This is a genomic window from Verrucomicrobiota bacterium (assembly GCA_016871535.1).
Taxonomy (GTDB): Bacteria; Verrucomicrobiota; Verrucomicrobiia; order Limisphaerales; family SIBE01; genus VHCZ01.
This window is the reverse complement of the sequence record VHCZ01000041.1, coordinates 18,657-34,433: the sequence shown is the minus strand read 5'-3', so window position 1 is coordinate 34,433 and position 15,777 is coordinate 18,657. Positions and strand designations below refer to the sequence as shown.

Here is a 15,777-nt window from a genome sequence, read left to right as displayed (position 1 = left end):
CTTTTGTCCGTGGCCTGCGTTGGCTCGGTCCTTACAGCCCGCGTTGGGGATGCTCGGACCTCGCCGCCTTGGCCACAGCCAAAATCCCTCGCCGCAGGACCCCGCGCAATTTTCGGACACGCTCTGATGGCGGAGCGGCAGCTCCGCCCTACCGGCGACAGATGTGCGCGGGAAGAAAGCTTTCCAAGTTTTAGACTTGTGTCCCGTGTCCGGGAGCGCCTGAATGCTTTTATGAGCTCAAACAGTTTCGATCTTATTTCGCGACGCGGATTCTTGGCGGCTTCCTCCGGCGTGGTTTTGGCTGCTGCGCTCCCAAGCGTCCAGGAGGCCGCCAAACCTCCTTCGCTCCCGAAGCTCGCATTGCATGGCGGAGAGAAAGCGGTCAAGAAATCGATCCGCTTGCCGATCCGCTGGGGCGAATCGGAACGGGAACGGCTCAACGCGATGCTCGGCCAGGAGTCGCTGCTTTATTGGAAGGGGCCTCAGACCACGCTCCTGCTTGAGCGCTTTCGCAAAATCTGTCCGCTCAAATACACCATGAATTGTTCCTCTGGAACGGCGGCGCTGCACATCGCCGTGGCGGCGGCTGGCATCGGGCCGGGCGATGAAGTCATCACGGCGCCGATTACGGACATCGGAACGGTCATCGGCGTGATTTACCAGCAAGGCGTGCCGGTGTTCGCGGATTTGGGCGCGAACACCTATAACCTGGACGCGCGGGATGTCGAACGCCGCATCACCGCGAGAACCAAAGTTATCACCGCCGTGCACCTGGCCGGCAACCCGTGCGACATGACCGCGTTGAAGGCGATCGCAGACCGGCACAACTTGATTCTGATCGAAGACTGTGCCCAGGCCTGGGGAACGAAATATCAAGGACAGCCCGTCGGCACGGTGGGCCATATCGCTTGTTTCTCGTTACAGAACTCCAAACACGTCACGTGCGGCGACGGCGGAATCGTCGGCTCAAACGACGAGCGCTTTGGCCCGCTTCTGCAACGATACGGCGACAAGGGTTTCGACCGGGAGAAGGGCGGCTTGTTTGAGTGCTTTGCCACGAACTATCGCATGAGCGAACCGCAAGCCGCCGTGGCCGCCGCTCAACTCGGACGCCTGGAAGGTATCGTCGCCCAACGCGCGCGTCTGGGCGACCTGCTGACGGCGCAGATCACCGGGTTGGCCGGCATCCGGCCGCATCATGTCGCTTCCGGCGACCGCTGTTCGTATTGGTTTTACATGTTCCGACTTTCACCCTCGGCATTCCGCTGCGACCGCGCCGAGTTCGTCAAAGCGCTGTCGGCTGAAGGCGTGCCGGCGTCGGCCGGTTACATTCCCGTGCCGCTGCATCGCAATCCCGTGTTTCTCAAGCACGGATTCTTCAACGGGCGTTGGCCGCTTCGGGAAACGGGCCTGACTTCGATGGATTACACGAAGGTTGAATGCCCGGAGGCCGAAGCGATCTTGCAGACGGGCATCCGTGTCACAATTCATGAGGCCATGACGGAGGAATTCATTCTGGGGGTGGCCGAGGGGATTCGCAAAGTAGCCCGCCACTATGCGGCCTGAGCACTGCGGACAGCGAAGCAGCACCCGGCTCAGCCGTGCTACTCGGGTCTAACTCAGCTTTACGGCGGTGCCGCTGGCCGTGACCATGAGCATGCCGTTTTGCGCGCCGAGCACTTCGTAATCGAGATCGACGCCGACGACCGCATCGGCGCTCAGCGATCTGGCCTCCTCTTCCATTTCGCCAAGAGCGACCTTTCGGGCGCTGGCCAAAACCTTCTCGTAAGAGCCCGAGCGTCCACCGACCAGGTCGCGGATGCTGGCGAAGATATCTCGGAACATGTTCGCGCCGATGATGGCCTCGCCAGTGACGATGCCGAGGTATTGAGCGACCGGGCGCCCTTCGATATTGGGAGTGGTAGTCGTTGTCATAAGTCGAGCGTTCTCACCGGTGAAGACACGGAAGCTCGAACGAAAGTTGCAGATCCTTACTTGTGCGGCTGCTCCTGGTAGTGCCGCTTCAACACGTCGTCGCCGAAGTCGTTCTGCAAATCACGCCAGACGGCGTGGATATGGTTCGCGTTGTTTTGCGTGTTGTCGTATTCCACGAGGAAGGTCGGCCCCTGGATGCGGTAGTAGTGGCCCTTGCCAGGCTCAGTCGGGCCGGCCCAGGCAAAATAGACTTTTTCCAGGCCGGCGTTTTGGATGCGTTCGAGTTCCTTGTCCGCCAGTTCGGGACGATAGTTGCGGACGTACTCCTGAAGGAGATCCCAAAGCGTCTCCGCCTGCGCTTTGGTCAATTTGTTCATCGCCAAGCCTTCGGGCTTGAGCACATTCAAGGTCCGGTTGGTGAAGGTGATGATGTCCCGGGGAGCCACGTTGGTGTAGAGCGCGACCTTCCTTTGTTCCTCGCTCAATGACACGACCAGCTTTCGGGCCAGGTCTTCTTCCCGGGCGAGCGTTCGCAAACCTTTGCGCGGGCCGCTGCGAATTTCGGCGGGGTTTGCGCCGTAGAAAGAGGGCGTCACGGCGACCGGTTTTCCCGGCGCAAGGGTGAAGTTGAGCGAGAGGTGATGGCCCTCGACGCGATAGCCCCAAACCTCTTTCTCACTGGGATTGCCGAAGACACTGAAATAATAAAGCTCGGCGTCACGAACCATCGTGCCGCTGCCGGCTTCCAACTCCTTGAGCACTTGCTCCAGGCTCATGACGGTGGTCGCCTTCATGTAGCCGCGCTGGCTGAGGGCGCTGCTGAGCAGAGCATGGGCGAGGTGTTGTTGCTCGGGCTTCATCTCCTTCCAGGTCAGTCCTTTTCTGGCTCTTGGGATGAAGTGCCAATTCTCGCGCTCGCCGGATTTGAAGTCGAACGTGGCCTTAACACGCTGCTCCGCGGTGAGCGCGGCGAGGAAATTGTTCGCTGCTCCCGCCAGGTCCTCGGCGGGCGAAAGCGCGAGCAGTCGAACTACAAAGATGGAAGCCAGCGCGAAAATGAGTGAGGTGCGAAGGAACGGGAGTGTTGTCATGGCCGAAAGTCAAAACCAACGGAGCAGAAAGGCAACAGGAAAATGCCGCTGAAACGCTGAAACATTACACCTCGCCGTAAACGACGGTGGAGCGAGGCTGAGCCCTTCCTCGATGGCAGCGGCTCGGCTGGAGCCTCGCCGCACCAGCTTGAAGCATTACCCATCACCCATAGCCAATAGCCAACCGATTGCCAATCGCCTGTAACTTATCGCGGTCCGACCAACCTCCACGGATCGACGGTCAATTGATAGGGGCCGACGGCGGCTTTGAATCGGGTTTTTTCCATCAACCAGAAGGCAAAGAGCTGATTGCTGGTCTGAATGACCAAATCCGTATTGCGGTCGCCATTGAAATCGCCTGCGCCGATCAATTGCCATCCCGCCGGCATGCGGAAAGGAATCACGCTGTCGGCGAACTTGATCCCATCCATCAACCAGACTGCCACCAATCCTTCCGTGCTCACAAACACCAGATCGCTCTGGGCGTCTCCATTGAAATCGCCGATGGCGGCGATCTGCCAGCCGCCAGGCACCTTGAATGGAACGACGCCGGTGCGAAGGGTCGTTTCGTCCATGAGCCAAAACGCCACGGAAGAATCGGTGTGCGTCAACAGGATGTCCGGCTGGCCATCCGCATTGAAATCTCCCGTTCCTGCGATTCGCCAGCCTGCCGGCACTTTGTAAGGAACAATCCCGCGCGTAATCTCAGTGCCGTCCATCAACCAGAACGCAACGGAACCATCGGTCTTCATCAACACGATATCCGCCTTGCCGTCGCGATTGAAATCCGCCGTCCCGCCAATTTCCCATCCGGACTCGATCTTGTAGGGCGTGAGACCGAAGCGAGTCGCTGGGCCGTTCATAATGTAGAAAGCCAGAAAGCCGTTCGCGCCTTGCCAGACGAGGTCGTTCATGCCGTCCCCGTTGAAATCGCTCCACGCGCCGGCGGTCGTGGTTCGAACGGCCACCGTCGCTGGGCCGATTCCGGATTTCTCGGCCACGCCGCCCAAGGAGGCATTCGGGACCAGCAAACAGGCCCCGGCTAATGCACAGGAAATGAATCTCGTGAAGTTCATATGGAAAGCTGCTTTCGTCTGATTACCCTGCTCACGGCCCATGAACTTGGTAGGGCGAGTCCGTCCCGGCGAGCCGCTCGACGTGACTGGAACACGTCTGACTCGGCTCGCTGGGACAGCCTCGCCCTACCGTTCGGTTCATGGAATGCACGCAACCACGCTGAGGATTTGCATCGCAGGCATGCTGTCGCGAATCCAGGCGGAAGGTCAATCCTTTCCTTGCCAGCCGAAACCCGGCGCTTACTCTCGCACCAGTGAAGATACTTTTCATTGGCGACGTGGTGGGGCGTCCGGGGAGACGGGCCGTGGCAACCCTCCTTCCGAGGCTTCGCGAGCAGCACCAGATCGCCGTGGTCATTGCGAACGGAGAAAACTCGGCCGGCGGGTCCGGCATCACGACCGAAACCGCCGCGGAACTTTTTCAAGCCGGAGTCGATATCATCACCACGGGCGACCATCTTTGGGACCAGAAGGAAGTGACCAATCTGCTCGTGCACGAACCGCGCTTTCTGCGTCCACTCAACTATCCGCCCAACACGGTGGGACAGGGGAGCACCGTCTTTCAGGTCGATGGAATTCCCAACGTCGCGGTCATGAATCTGCAAGGCCGCACGTTCATGCCGAACTTGGAAAACCCTTTCTGGTGCGCCCAAGCTGAAGTCAAACGGCTCCGCGAGCACGCGCGCGTCATCCTCGTGGATTTTCACGCGGAGGCGACCTCGGAGAAGATTGCGCTGGCCCGATTCCTCGACGGCCAGGTCAGCGCCGTCATTGGCACGCACACGCACGTGCAGACGGCGGACGAGCAGATTTTTCCGGGCGGCACAGCGTTCCTTTGCGACGCCGGATTCACCGGCCCGCACGAGAGCGTGCTGGGGCGCGAGATCGAACCGATTGTGAAACGGTTTCTGACCAGCCAGCCGCAGCGGTTTGAAGTCGCTTTCAACCGTGTTCTGCTGCAAGGCGCGCTCCTGGAGGTCGATCCCGACACCGGAAAAGCCGTGAGCATCGAACGCGTCTCCGTCCCGCTGAAATCGAGTTGAAGGGAAACTCTCGCTGCAATTTCAGATTTGAAATTGAAATGAAGCGAAGCGTGGCATGAACAGTAAACCCCCCGCAAACGACCGTGGAGCGAGACGCCCCCCGAGCTTTGCCCTGGATGGCATTGGCTCGACAGGAGCCTCGCCCCGCCTTCATTGAGCGAATACCTTGAGCAAACCCCTCAAATCCCAGTGGGACTTTGGCGAGCTATTTCCGATGGAAGCAACCCGCCGCGTCCTCACCGTGAGCGAACTGACCGCGTCGGTCAGACGGCTGATCGAGCGGGAGATCGGCTCCGTTTGGGTGACGGGGGAAATCTCGAATCTGCGCTTGCAAGGCTCCGGCCATGCCTACTTCTCTCTCAAAGACGCCGGCGCGCAACTGAACTGCGTGCTGTTCCGCGGCGAAGCCACCAGTTTCAGCCGCAACCTGCTGAGCGACGGACAGAAGGTCGTGCTCTTCGGCGACCTCACCGTCTATGAGGCGCGCGGGCAATATCAGCTTCGCGTCACCCAGGTGGAATTACAGGGCGTCGGCGCGCTGCAAATCGCGTTCGAGAGGCTCAAACAGAAACTGAATGCCGAAGGTCTCTTTGCCCCCGAACGCAAACGCCCGCTGCCCCGTTTCCCGCGGCGAATCGGGATCGTCACTTCCCCGACGGGGGCCGCATTGCGGGACGTGATCCATGTGATCGAGCGAAGGAATCCGGCCCTGGAAGTGGTCCTGGCGCCGTGCCGAGTGCAAGGCCGCGGCGCCGCTGAGGAAATCGCCGCCGCGATCCGGCTGCTCAACGAATGGGCCTGCCATGAACCCGGTAGGGCTGCGTTGCCGCGCAGCCGGTTTTCTGTCGCTACGGCGGCGCAGCAGCACCGCCCTACCAGCGACGAGTTCATGGGCCGCAAGCATGGTGCTGGGACCAAGGAAGCTTGCCATGAACCGACGCCCTCTGATCTTCTGCCTCCCCACGAACCCATTCCTTCAGCCCTCCCAGGAGGAGAACTTGTCCAATTGCGGAATGCAGAATGCGCAGTGCGGAGTTCTGGTTCCGCAATCCGCAATCCGCAATCCGCGATCGGTCCTGGAGGGGTTGGGGGCGGGGCTAGGCTGGACCTGATTCTGGTCACGCGCGGCGGCGGCAGCCTGGAGGATTTGTGGGCGTTCAACGAGGAAAGCGTGGCGCGCGCGATTTTTGAATCGGCGATCCCGGTTGTCTCGGCCGTAGGCCACGAGATTGATTTTACGATCAGTGATTTTGTGGCCGACATGCGAGCGGCGACGCCGAGTGTGGCCGCGGAATTGATCACGGAAGGAGTGTTCGCCAGCCGTGAGTTCGTGACCCGCGCTTCGACCCGGCTTCTTGATCTCGTTCGGAAGAGGATCGAAGTGGACAGCGAAGCGCTGGAAGATCTGGCGGGGCGGCTGAGCCGGGCGCATCCGCGCCGGCGCATTCAAGAGCAATTTCAGCGGCTGGACGATTTGCAGAGCACACTGCTGCGGTGCGTTCATTTCGGTTTTCGAGAGCAGTCCGGGCACTGGCAATCGGTGGCCCAGAGATTTCTGCGCCTGCGGCCTGCAATGATTTTACTGCGCCGTCGAGAGTTGTTGGTGCAGTTGCAGGCGCAACTTGGAGACCAAACGCGTCACAAATTGGAATCGCTGCAATCCCGCGTGCAAACCGCCGGGGCGCGCCTGCGTTTGCTTTCGCCTCATAACGTCCTCGAACGCGGCTATTCCATCACCCAGGACGCCAGTTCCGGTAAGATCATTCGCGCCGCGCAAGACGTGCGTCCGGGCCAGAGGCTGCGGACCCGGCTCAAGGCGGGCGAGATCAGCAGCGTCGTCGAGGGTCCGTCCTGAGATCGGGAATAAATGCCGCGCCTGCGCCTGAACCATTCGCAAGTGTCACAGTCGTGGTAATCAGGGATGCACCGACCGTCCGTGTTGGTTAGTTAGGATTCGTCGGAATTCGCCTTGACTGCGTTTTTCCACTCGTTGGATGATGCGGAAGGTCGATTGCCAGGACAGCAACAGCGGCCTTGAAGTCTCACTCACGGCTTGGACTTTCTCTCGACCATCCGAGACGAGCCACAAAGGCATGGGCAATCCAGAGGCCACATTCTATGTGACCGGCGGCACTCTGGGCGCGGGCGCCCTCTGTTACGTGGAACGGCGTGCGGATCGGGATTTGTTGGAGGCACTGCGGATCGGAGAATTCTGCTACGTCTTGACTTCCCGCCAGATGGGCAAGTCCAGTTTGATGGTCCGCACCGCCGTCAAATTGCGTGAGGCGGGAATCCATGTCATCGCGCTGGATCTGACGGCCATCGGCCTGAACCTCACGGCGGAGCAATGGTATGACGGACTGGTCATGCGCATGGGGCGCCATTTGCGGCTGGAGGATGCCTCTTGGAACAGCGCGCGCGTGTTGGTCCGGCCCTGCCCGCCGGCGCCGACAATGGCAATGTTAACCTTGTTGCTCGGCGCCACGAATCTTGCGCCCCCCAAGACATGACGAGGCACGAGAGAAAAAGCAGCCACCGCGCTGCCCGTGAGTCCGAAGAATTTCCGTCTGGAGAATTGTGTGGGGAGGTCCATGTGTTTCATAGGGGGTTACAAGTCTTGATCTTTTTCTTGAGCGCCTCTTTCGTGCTGGTTTGAAGCTCATCCAGCTCCGGTTTCAGTTCCTGTCTTATCTCAGTGCTCATCCGGTCAATGAAGAGAATGCCGTTCAGGTGATCCACCTCGTGTTGGATGGCGCGGGCGAGCAATCCACCGCAACGGAACGTGAACTTTTTTCCCTTCTCGTTGGTCGCCGTGACTTCAACCGATTCGGGACGGCTGATCTCGGCATAAATCTCCGGAAAACTCAGGCAGCCCTCCGGACCCGCCACCGGCTCCGCGACGGGTGTCACCTGAGGATTGATGAGAATCACGGGCATGAAATCCGCGACCTCCGCCGGTTGGCCGCTCAGGTGCAACGTCGAGGGCCGATCCGTGACCGCGCGCACATCCACGACCGCCAGTTGCAGGGCCTTCCCAACTTGCTGGGCGGCGAGGCCGATGCCTTTCGCGGCGTGCATCGTCTCTTTCATGTCGCTGATGAGGTGGCGCATCTCCGCCGTGATTTCGTCGATGCGCGCGCCCTTCTGGCGCAAAATCGGGTGACCGTATTTCAAAACGGGAAGAATCATCTCCAAGTCAATTCGTCGTCGGCCAGCGGTGGAGCATTTCGGCGAGTTCCGGAATCGAGGGACTCTTGGCGGTCCGGACATAAAAACCGCTCGTCGTCACGCCCGTCAGGACGCTGAGTTCGTTGTCCAATCCGAGCAACCGGCCCAGGCAAAAACCCGAGTTGAAATGATCACCCGCGCCCGTCGTGATCAGCGGCTTCGAGATATATGGCCCATCGACCACGTGGACGCTGTCTTTGGTCGCGGCCAGCGCATAGCGCGTCGGATGAATCACCAGCGTGTTGATTTCCAGCATGCGGACGATCTCGCGGGCCAGCTCGGACAAGCCTTCGGGGGTGGCCGCTTTGGGTTTGATCCCGAGCACTTTCATCAACTCGAAGGATTCCTTCTCGTTCAAGCCGAGGATGACGTCAAAGTATTCCTGAAACCGCCCCACGAACTCCAGTGCGCGGGCAATGTCGTTCACGAGCCGCTTCTCCGGGTCCGCCAGATCGAAGAACATCAAGCGCCGGCGGCCGCGCAACGTCGGGCACAGCTCGCGTTGCAGCGCTTCCCAAAGATCGGTCATGTACGGGATCATCGTCCAGTTCACAAATGCCACGAGGTCCGCGTTCGTGAAATATTGACGGAACCGGTCGCGGCCAAACCGCTCCTGGATGTTGGCCCAGTTCACTTCCTTAAGTTGAATGCTTTTCGTGAGCATCAGCTTGCCGTCCTCGAACTCCAGCGCGTCCGTGTGGCCCGGCTCGGCAATCGAATAGACCTCGGCTTGTTTGCAGAAACTGCTGAACACCGGATGAATCGTCGGGTAACCGAGCGCGCCCACGTAAATCACCTTCAATCCAAAGCTCGCCAGCGCGTTGGAAAGAATCGGCCCGTTGCCGCCGAGTTTGGTGCGTTGGTTGACCAATTCGATGTTCGTGCTCTTGCCGGCCGCGGCCTTGACGCGGTCGGCCAGGTGGCTGATGGACGGAATGCGTTGATACGACTCGGCGCTGTCGCGCTTGTCCACCACGTGGACGATTTCATCGACGAAGCCGTCCAGCCCCGCGAAGACGGATAATTGCGGCGCGCGGCCCGCCGCCGCCGTGAGTTGCTGAGCGCATTTCTCGCGCAATTCGGGTGGAGTCATAGTGAATCGGAATCCTCAATCCAATTTCACGCCGACGATTTCCAGGACGCGTTCCAGGTCGTCGTCGGTGAAAAAGCGAATCTCGATGGCGCCCTTGCCTTGTCGATAGCGCACCACGACCTTGGTGCCGAAACGCTGCTGGAGCCGCGTCTCCAGATCCATCATGTGGGCATCCTGCAAAGGCATCGGGGTTTTTCCACCGGTCTTGCCGCTGACGGCAGTGTTGCGGTTTTGAAGCCGCGCGACCAAATCTTCGGTCTGCCGCACGTTCAACCCCTGGCGAATGATGCGGTCGGCGGCGAGCGATTGTTCCTCGGCGCGATTGAGGCCGAGCACTACTTTGGCGTGGCCAACGGACAGGCGGCCATCGCGAACGTAGTTCTGGATTTCGGGCGGCAGCTTGAGCAGCCGCAGCGCATTGGCCACGACCGCGCGGCTTTTCCCGACTTTCGCCGCCACGGTTTCTTGCGTGAGTTGGAACTGATCGACGAGTTGGGCGTAACCGAGCGCTTCTTCGAGCGGGTTCAGATTTTCCCGCTGAAGATTCTCGATCAACGCCAGCTCCAGCACCGCCCGGTCGTCCGCCTCCCGAACAATCACCGGGACTTCGCTCAAACCGAGCATTTGGGCGGCGCGCCAGCGGCGTTCCCCGGCGATCAACTCGAAACCGTCGCCGCGCGGCCGCACAATGAGCGGCTGCACGATGCCTTGCTCGCGAATGGAGTCTGCCAGTTCGCGCAAGGCGGCTTCGGGAAAATCTTTGCGCGGCTGGAGCGGGCAAGGATGAATGCGGGGCAGGGCGACGCGTTGGATGCGTTCCGGCGTGTCGTCCGCAGGCTCGTCGGGTGCGGCTGGCGGGGCCGAGAGCAGGGGAAGCGGAGCCGGCGCTTTCGGGGCGAGAGGCGCTCCGCCCAAAAGCGCGCCGAGACCTCGACCTAACGCCGGTTTTGCCATGCGGCGAGAGTGTCGAACAGGAAACGCCTTGTCAACAGGCTCTCAGGCCGCGATCTGTTTTCGGGGCGCGAAGTCGGAGCAGCGCTTGGAGCCGGGGAACATCTTGTGCGGATTGCAGCGCAGTTCGGGGTCGAACACCGTCCGCAGCGCGCGCATGGCGTCGAGGTCATCCGGACTGAATTGCTTGGCCATGAAATCGATTTTCTCCACGCCGATGCCATGCTCGCCCGTGACGCTGCCGCCCAGTTCGACACACTTATCGAGGATCGCTTCTCCGGCAGCGACGGCGCGGCGGACCTGATCCGGATCGCGTTCATCATAGAGCACGAGCGGGTGGATGTTCCCGTCGCCCGCGTGGAAAACATTCGTGATGCGCAACCCGAATTGCTGGCTCGTCGCCTGGATGAATCGCATGATTTCCGGAAGCTTGGATCTCGGGACGACTCCGTCCTGCGTCAGAAAGTTCGGGCTCAGCCGCCCGACCGCGCCAAAGGCGCGCTTGCGGCATTTCCAGAGCAAAGCCCGTTCTTCGTCGGTCTTGGCAACCCGGATTTCGCGCGCGGAGTTTTTCCGGCAAATCTCGACGACACGCGCCGTCTGGCGTTCCAGCCCTGCCGGCAAGCCGTCCAATTCCACGATGAGAACGGCGCCGGCGTCGCTCGGAAATCCGAACCGATACGCCGCCTCGACCGCTTGCGTGATGGCCTGGTCCATCATTTCCATCGCGCCCGGAACGATGCCGGCGGCGATGATGTCGCTGACGCTCTGGCTCGCGGCATCGACACTCTCGAAGATGCCGAGCAAAGTTTTGTATGCTTGCGGGGCGCGAATCAGCCTGACGAGGACGCGCGTGACGACGCCGAACATGCCTTCGCAGCCAATGACCGCGCCGCGCAAGTCGCAGACCTCGGCGTCTTCGCCGCCGTCCGGTTTCGTGCCAAGCCAGATCACTGCGCCATCCGGCAGAACCATCTCGAAGCCCAGGACATGATTGGTGGTCACGCCGTACTTCAACGTGTGCGGGCCGCCGGAATTGGTGGCGACGTTGCCGCCAATCGTGCACGCGGGCTGGCTGGACGGATCCGGGGCGTAGAGCAGGCCCTTCGCTTTGACCGCATTGGTGATCCAGGCATTGACGCAGCCGGCTTCCACCAACGCGCGGCGATTTCGATAATCGACCGACAGGATCCGATTCATGCGCGTCACGGCAATCATCACGCCGCCGGTGACGGCCAGCACTCCGCCGCTCAAGCTCGTGCCGGCGCCGCGCGGGATGATGGGGACTTTGTGCGCCGCGCACAGCCGAACCGCTGCGACAACCTCTTCCGTCGTGCGGGGAAGGGCCACGACGTTGGGCAAATTCTTCTCCAGCGTGTACGCGTCGCACTCATACACAAGCAGATCTTCCGGCTTCGTCACGATGGAATCGCTGCCCAACTCCGCGCGCAAGGCATCGATCAAGGCTGGCGAAAGAGAGGAAGTCGATGATTGCATGGCGGAGAAGTTACGCCCGGTCGGAGAGATTTTGAATCGGGAAAGTGAAAGCTTCGCATGCCTTCAGTTGAGGGTGGGGCAGAGGCTTACTGTGGCAGTCCGTGGGATAAGCTACAGCGCTTGGTTATTGGACGCCGCGCTCCCCCTCACCCTGGCCCTCTCCCTCAGGGAGAGGGAATCCTGCGCCGGCGTATCGACCGATCCGCCACGCTCAGCTTGTCGGAGTGCGGCCAACGATTTTCCCTCTCCCCAAGGGAGAGGGCCGGGGTGAGGGGGAAGGAAGTCCGCCTATCCTGCAGTCTCCTCAGTATAGCCGAGCCAATGCCAACGAAAAGAAGCTCCGCAGGAGCGTCGCCCCATCGTCGTTAACTGAGGGGATAGAAAGCTTCGCTTCAGCAAAAGGTGGCGCGGTTCGATCGCAAATGGCAGAGGCGCGACTGCCTGCTGGATCGCAGAACGCGCCGGCTGTAGGCTGGGTGCTCAAGATCAAGAATGGAGCTGCGCGAATTTGCAGAGCAGGTGCTGTTTTCGACGAGCCTGGAGGCAAAGCTTCAGTGCCCGGCGAACATCGCCGACGAGCGACCGGGCGGCGCAATCGTTGCGCCCACCCTGCCGGCACGTCCCCGTGAGCTGCACTTCAAGCCGCAGGGCGGCGCGCGCGAGTTTCCGCGGCTTGACGAGCTGGAACACTCCGAACACCGCGGCCGTCTCCTGCACTTCTTTGCGAATCACGAACTGCTTGCTACCGAACTGATGGCGCTGGTGCTGCTGCGATTTCCAGATGCCCCCGCCGCCTTCCGCCGGGGGGTGCTGCAAACATTGAAGGATGAGCAGCAACACACCCAATGGTACATCGATCGGATGCGCGCGTGCGGCGTGCAATTCGGGGATCTCCCCGTGAGCGGCTATTTCTGGCGCGCCATTTCCAGGATGGAGAACCCGATGGATTACGTGGCCGGACTGAGCCTGACGTTTGAGCAGGCCAACCTCGATTTTACGCGGCAGTTCGCGGCCGGTTTCAAACAGGTAGGCGACGACGAATCCGCGCGGTTGCTGGACAGGGTTTATCACGACGAGGTCGCCCACGTGGCCTACGGGCTGAAGTGGTTTCGCAAGTGGAAGAACCCGCACGAGAGCGACTGGGAGGCGTTCTGCCGTCAGCTCAGATTCCCGTTATCTCCACAGCGGGCCAAAGGGGGATCCCACCTCAATGTTGAAGGGCGCCGCGCCGCCGGACTGGATGCCGAGTTCATCGCTCAACTGAATGTGTTTGCGCAGTCTCGTGGACGCACCCCGAGCGTGTTCGTGTTTAACCCGTTCGCCGAGGCTTACATCGCGCAGGGCGATGCGTTCACTCCCGTGCAGCAGCAGCAGCAGCTTGCGCGTGACCTGCAAAACCTGCCGCAATTCCTCTGCCGCCAGGACGACATCGCGCTGGTGCAAACGAAACCTTCCGCGCAGTTCCTCAGCACATTGAAAGACGCCGGGTTCCACCTGCCGGAGTTTGTCGAATTGGCCAGAGCCACGCAGTTGAAAACGCGCAAGCTCGGATGCCTCCGGCCTTGGGCCTGGTCTCCGGACAGCCTGGCGATGTTGGCGCCATTGTTCCCGAGCGTGAACGGCGAACAACGAAGCGCGGAGCAGCGATTCAACGAGCGAGTTGCCGCTCTGTATTCAAAAGCCTGGAGCGCGAGCTTCCTCCGGCGCTTCCTGGAGATGCTCGGTGAGAGCGGGCGACTCCAGACAAGGTGGCTGTGTTCGTCCTCGGTTGTCGGAACGGCGGCCCGGACGTGCGAAGAAGCGCTGGATGCCCTTGCGGCGATTCGCGCCGGAGGCCACCACCGCGTTGTGATCAAACAATCGCTGGGTCTGGCGGGACACAATGCGATCCGTCTTTGGGAACCGGAGCTGCTGGATACGCAGCGGCGCTGGATCGAATCCGCGGTGCAGCAACCCTGCGGCGTCGTCGTGGAGCCGTGGCTGGAGCGCCTGGCCGACTTTTCAATGCAATTCGAGATGACCGGCGGCGGATTGAAGCTGATCGGTTACACGGGCTTGATCAATGATGCCAAAGGCCAGTTTCGGGCGAACACTGCGGCGCCAAATTTCGCGAAGCGTCTGCCGTCTGCCGTTACCCGTGCTTTCGCGGGCTCTCCGCAGATCGTGCCGGAGATTTATCAGATGTATGAGAAGCTGATGGAATCGCTGGAACAGGAACTTCGCGCGGTTGGTTATGAAGGACCACTCGGAATAGACGCATTGGTCTATCGTGACGCGGGGGGCATGAGCAGACTGAAACCGATTGTGGAAATCAATCCTCGCTACACGATGGGGCGGATAGCGGCCGAACTGATGAAACACACGGCGCCGGGTAGCCATGGGCTATTTCGCATCGTAAACACGGCGGCGTTGCGCAGGCATGGGTTCACTGGTTTGCAGGAATATGCACGCGCATTGCTGGATCGCGCGCCCCTGCGCTTGGAAGGCGCGCCGGTTGCACGCATCCGAAGCGGGGCCGTGTGCTTGAACGATCCTGAAGCGGCGCAGGCGTGCCTCGCCATCTGGGAGGTCGGTAGGGAAGCGCCAAGGTCAAGCGACGCGGGGTTATGAAGCAGACGAGCGCGTCTCGCACGCCGCAACCACCGGATTTGCTGCAACTCAGTGCGGCAAATTAGGAGATGAAGTTGTTGCGTATGGGTGGAAAACCTGGCGGAGAGTACGACAACCCCGCGGGCAAGATTGCAAACGCGACGGTCAACCTGCATCTGAGGATTCTCCGGATGGCTTTGGAAACGGCCTTCATGCAGCGTGTGTTCGACGTGAACCCCGCAAATTCGTGGAGAATCTCTCCACAGCGGGCAAGAGCGAGCGGCGCGCCTTCACGATGGACGAATTGAAGAACCTGTTGGCCGTCGCGGGCCAGGACTGGAAGACGGCGATTCTCGTTGCGCTCTACACCGGCTTGCGACTCAGCGACGTGGTTTCGCTCACCTGGGCCAACCCCGGCTTGGAGCGCGACGAATTGACGATCCGCACGCAGAAGACTGGCCGAATCCAGATCGCGCCGATTGCGAAGCCGCTGCGCCGGCATCTGGAGACACTGCCCGCGGGCGATGATCCCAAAGCGCCGCTCTGTCCTGGGTTCCACGACGAACCCGGCACAGCGCTCTCGAAGCAGGGCGCGTTGGCGAAGTTCTCGCTTTCGCGGGTTTGCGACGCACCGCCAGGCGAGCGCGAAAGACTTACTGCTTGGTCCGCGGGATGGACGACAAAGCTCGTAGCTCAGAGTTGCACTCTGCCGTATCGCAGAATTGTATTCTGCGGGGCCTCTCCCAGTCCGAGCACGCTGGGACTTGCCGGCGCCCTGCCGATTGGAAATCGGCGATACAGCAGATTGAAAATCTGCGCTACGGTTCTCCGGTCGATCTGTCGTCAATCCCACGGTCTGCACGGTATGGACCTGGCTCAACTGCATGCAAGGGTTTCGACACTTCCGGACGGCAAGAGCGGAGTCTTGCTGCGGTTGCGCGGGTTGGCAGGTCAACCGGCGTTTTCAAGGTTCATGCGAGTCATCGCATGACGCCTTCATGGTTCACCGTCCATCGTTGCGGCGACATCGCGCAGGTTGCCATCGGCGACAATCTCGGTTGCTCCGGCGCCGGCGCCGGGGAGTTGCTCGCCGAGCTCGAGGGCGTGTCCGAGGTTCGACTTACCGTCAATTCCATCGGCGGAGACGGACGCGCGGCGATTGAGGTTTTCGACGGTCTTCGCGGCAGGGTTCGGTTTGGGATCCGGGCGTTAAACGTTAAATATCGACGTGATCCACGAATCCATTAATCCACGAAATCCACTATTCCACTGCT

Annotated in this window: 14 protein-coding genes; 7 read left to right on the top strand and 7 right to left on the bottom strand. The window is 60.8% G+C overall.

Features of this window, described 5'->3' with window-relative positions; translation table 11 throughout:
* Window positions 1-231 precede the first annotated feature (231 nt).
* Window positions 232-1,566, top strand: coding sequence for a DegT/DnrJ/EryC1/StrS family aminotransferase (locus tag FJ398_07995; GenBank protein ID MBM3837893.1), 1,335 nt, complete (start codon window positions 232-234; stop codon window positions 1,564-1,566).
* Between the two features lie 48 nt (window positions 1,567-1,614).
* Here FJ398_07995 and FJ398_07990 read toward each other — a convergent pair whose 3' ends face one another.
* The 3 genes from FJ398_07990 to FJ398_07980 all read right to left on the bottom strand — a co-directional run bounded on the left by FJ398_07990 (window position 1,615) and on the right by FJ398_07980 (window position 4,144).
* The gene (locus tag FJ398_07990; GenBank protein MBM3837892.1) at window positions 1,615-1,935 is read right to left on the bottom strand and encodes a heavy metal-binding domain-containing protein; all 321 of its coding nucleotides are present in this window, start codon (window positions 1,933-1,935) and stop codon (window positions 1,615-1,617) included.
* Window positions 1,936-1,991: 56 nt separating this feature from the next.
* On the bottom strand, window positions 1,992-3,026 hold the full coding sequence (locus tag FJ398_07985) for a DUF3500 domain-containing protein (GenBank protein ID MBM3837891.1): 1,035 nt from the start codon (window positions 3,024-3,026) through the stop codon (window positions 1,992-1,994).
* Between the two features lie 206 nt (window positions 3,027-3,232).
* Window positions 3,233-4,144 (bottom strand): VCBS repeat-containing protein, encoded by a 912-nt coding sequence (locus FJ398_07980; GenBank protein ID MBM3837890.1) that lies wholly within the window; start codon window positions 4,142-4,144, stop codon window positions 3,233-3,235.
* 212 nt (window positions 4,145-4,356) lie between these two features.
* Between FJ398_07980 and FJ398_07975 the strand changes: the two genes are divergently transcribed.
* From FJ398_07975 to FJ398_07965, 3 genes are all read left to right on the top strand, one after another.
* The gene (locus FJ398_07975; protein ID MBM3837889.1) at window positions 4,357-5,145 is read left to right on the top strand and encodes a TIGR00282 family metallophosphoesterase; all 789 of its coding nucleotides are present in this window, start codon (window positions 4,357-4,359) and stop codon (window positions 5,143-5,145) included.
* Window positions 5,146-5,311: 166 nt separating this feature from the next.
* The gene (xseA, locus tag FJ398_07970) at window positions 5,312-7,000 is read left to right on the top strand and encodes an exodeoxyribonuclease VII large subunit (protein ID MBM3837888.1); all 1,689 of its coding nucleotides are present in this window, start codon (window positions 5,312-5,314) and stop codon (window positions 6,998-7,000) included.
* A gap of 139 nt (window positions 7,001-7,139) precedes the next feature.
* On the top strand, window positions 7,140-7,655 hold the full coding sequence (locus tag FJ398_07965) for a hypothetical protein (protein MBM3837887.1): 516 nt from the start codon (window positions 7,140-7,142) through the stop codon (window positions 7,653-7,655).
* Between the two features lie 88 nt (window positions 7,656-7,743).
* Here the strand turns inward: FJ398_07965 and def are convergent, their stop codons facing one another.
* The 4 genes from def to FJ398_07945 are packed head-to-tail and all read right to left on the bottom strand — an operon-like array spanning window position 7,744 to window position 11,914.
* Window positions 7,744-8,334 (bottom strand): peptide deformylase, encoded by a 591-nt coding sequence (gene def, locus FJ398_07960; GenBank protein MBM3837886.1) that lies wholly within the window; start codon window positions 8,332-8,334, stop codon window positions 7,744-7,746.
* Window positions 8,335-8,341: 7 nt separating this feature from the next.
* Complete coding sequence (locus tag FJ398_07955) at window positions 8,342-9,466, bottom strand: hypothetical protein (GenBank protein MBM3837885.1); 1,125 nt, start codon at window positions 9,464-9,466, stop codon at window positions 8,342-8,344.
* Between the two features lie 15 nt (window positions 9,467-9,481).
* Complete coding sequence (locus tag FJ398_07950; protein MBM3837884.1) at window positions 9,482-10,420, bottom strand: ParB/RepB/Spo0J family partition protein; 939 nt, start codon at window positions 10,418-10,420, stop codon at window positions 9,482-9,484.
* A gap of 42 nt (window positions 10,421-10,462) precedes the next feature.
* Window positions 10,463-11,914 carry an FAD-binding protein gene (locus FJ398_07945; protein MBM3837883.1) on the bottom strand — a complete coding sequence of 484 codons (1,452 nt, stop codon included), beginning with the start codon at window positions 11,912-11,914 and terminating at the stop codon, window positions 10,463-10,465.
* Window positions 11,915-12,406: 492 nt separating this feature from the next.
* On the opposite strand from FJ398_07945, the gene FJ398_07940 reads away from it, so the two are divergent.
* From FJ398_07940 to FJ398_07930, 3 genes are all read left to right on the top strand, one after another.
* Window positions 12,407-14,524: a ferritin-like domain-containing protein gene (locus FJ398_07940; protein ID MBM3837882.1), complete on the top strand. Its 2,118-nt coding sequence runs from the start codon at window positions 12,407-12,409 to the stop codon at window positions 14,522-14,524.
* Between the two features lie 226 nt (window positions 14,525-14,750).
* On the top strand, window positions 14,751-15,494 hold the full coding sequence (locus FJ398_07935) for a hypothetical protein (GenBank protein MBM3837881.1): 744 nt from the start codon (window positions 14,751-14,753) through the stop codon (window positions 15,492-15,494).
* On the top strand, window positions 15,491-15,751 hold the full coding sequence (locus FJ398_07930; protein ID MBM3837880.1) for a hypothetical protein: 261 nt from the start codon (window positions 15,491-15,493) through the stop codon (window positions 15,749-15,751). The genes FJ398_07935 and FJ398_07930 overlap by 4 nt, the downstream gene beginning before the upstream one ends.
* The last annotated feature ends 26 nt before the right edge of the window (window positions 15,752-15,777 follow it).

Bases quoted from the DNA above. Each gene is read 5' to 3' on its own strand.
- FJ398_07995 (MBM3837893.1), top strand. From the start codon at position 232: ATGAGCTCAAACAGTTTCGATCTTATTTCGCGACGCGGATTCTTGGCG.
- FJ398_07990 (MBM3837892.1), bottom strand. From the start codon at position 1,935: ATGACAACGACTACCACTCCCAATATCGAAGGGCGCCCGGTCGCTCAA.
- FJ398_07985 (MBM3837891.1), bottom strand. From the start codon at position 3,026: ATGACAACACTCCCGTTCCTTCGCACCTCACTCATTTTCGCGCTGGCT.
- FJ398_07980 (MBM3837890.1), bottom strand. From the start codon at position 4,144: ATGGGCCGTGAGCAGGGTAATCAGACGAAAGCAGCTTTCCATATGAAC.
- FJ398_07965 (MBM3837887.1), top strand. From the start codon at position 7,140: ATGATGCGGAAGGTCGATTGCCAGGACAGCAACAGCGGCCTTGAAGTC.
- def (MBM3837886.1), bottom strand. From the start codon at position 8,334: ATGATTCTTCCCGTTTTGAAATACGGTCACCCGATTTTGCGCCAGAAG.
- FJ398_07955 (MBM3837885.1), bottom strand. From the start codon at position 9,466: ATGACTCCACCCGAATTGCGCGAGAAATGCGCTCAGCAACTCACGGCG.
- FJ398_07950 (MBM3837884.1), bottom strand. From the start codon at position 10,420: ATGGCAAAACCGGCGTTAGGTCGAGGTCTCGGCGCGCTTTTGGGCGGA.
- FJ398_07945 (MBM3837883.1), bottom strand. From the start codon at position 11,914: ATGCAATCATCGACTTCCTCTCTTTCGCCAGCCTTGATCGATGCCTTG.
- FJ398_07940 (MBM3837882.1), top strand. From the start codon at position 12,407: ATGGAGCTGCGCGAATTTGCAGAGCAGGTGCTGTTTTCGACGAGCCTG.
- FJ398_07930 (MBM3837880.1), top strand. From the start codon at position 15,491: ATGACGCCTTCATGGTTCACCGTCCATCGTTGCGGCGACATCGCGCAG.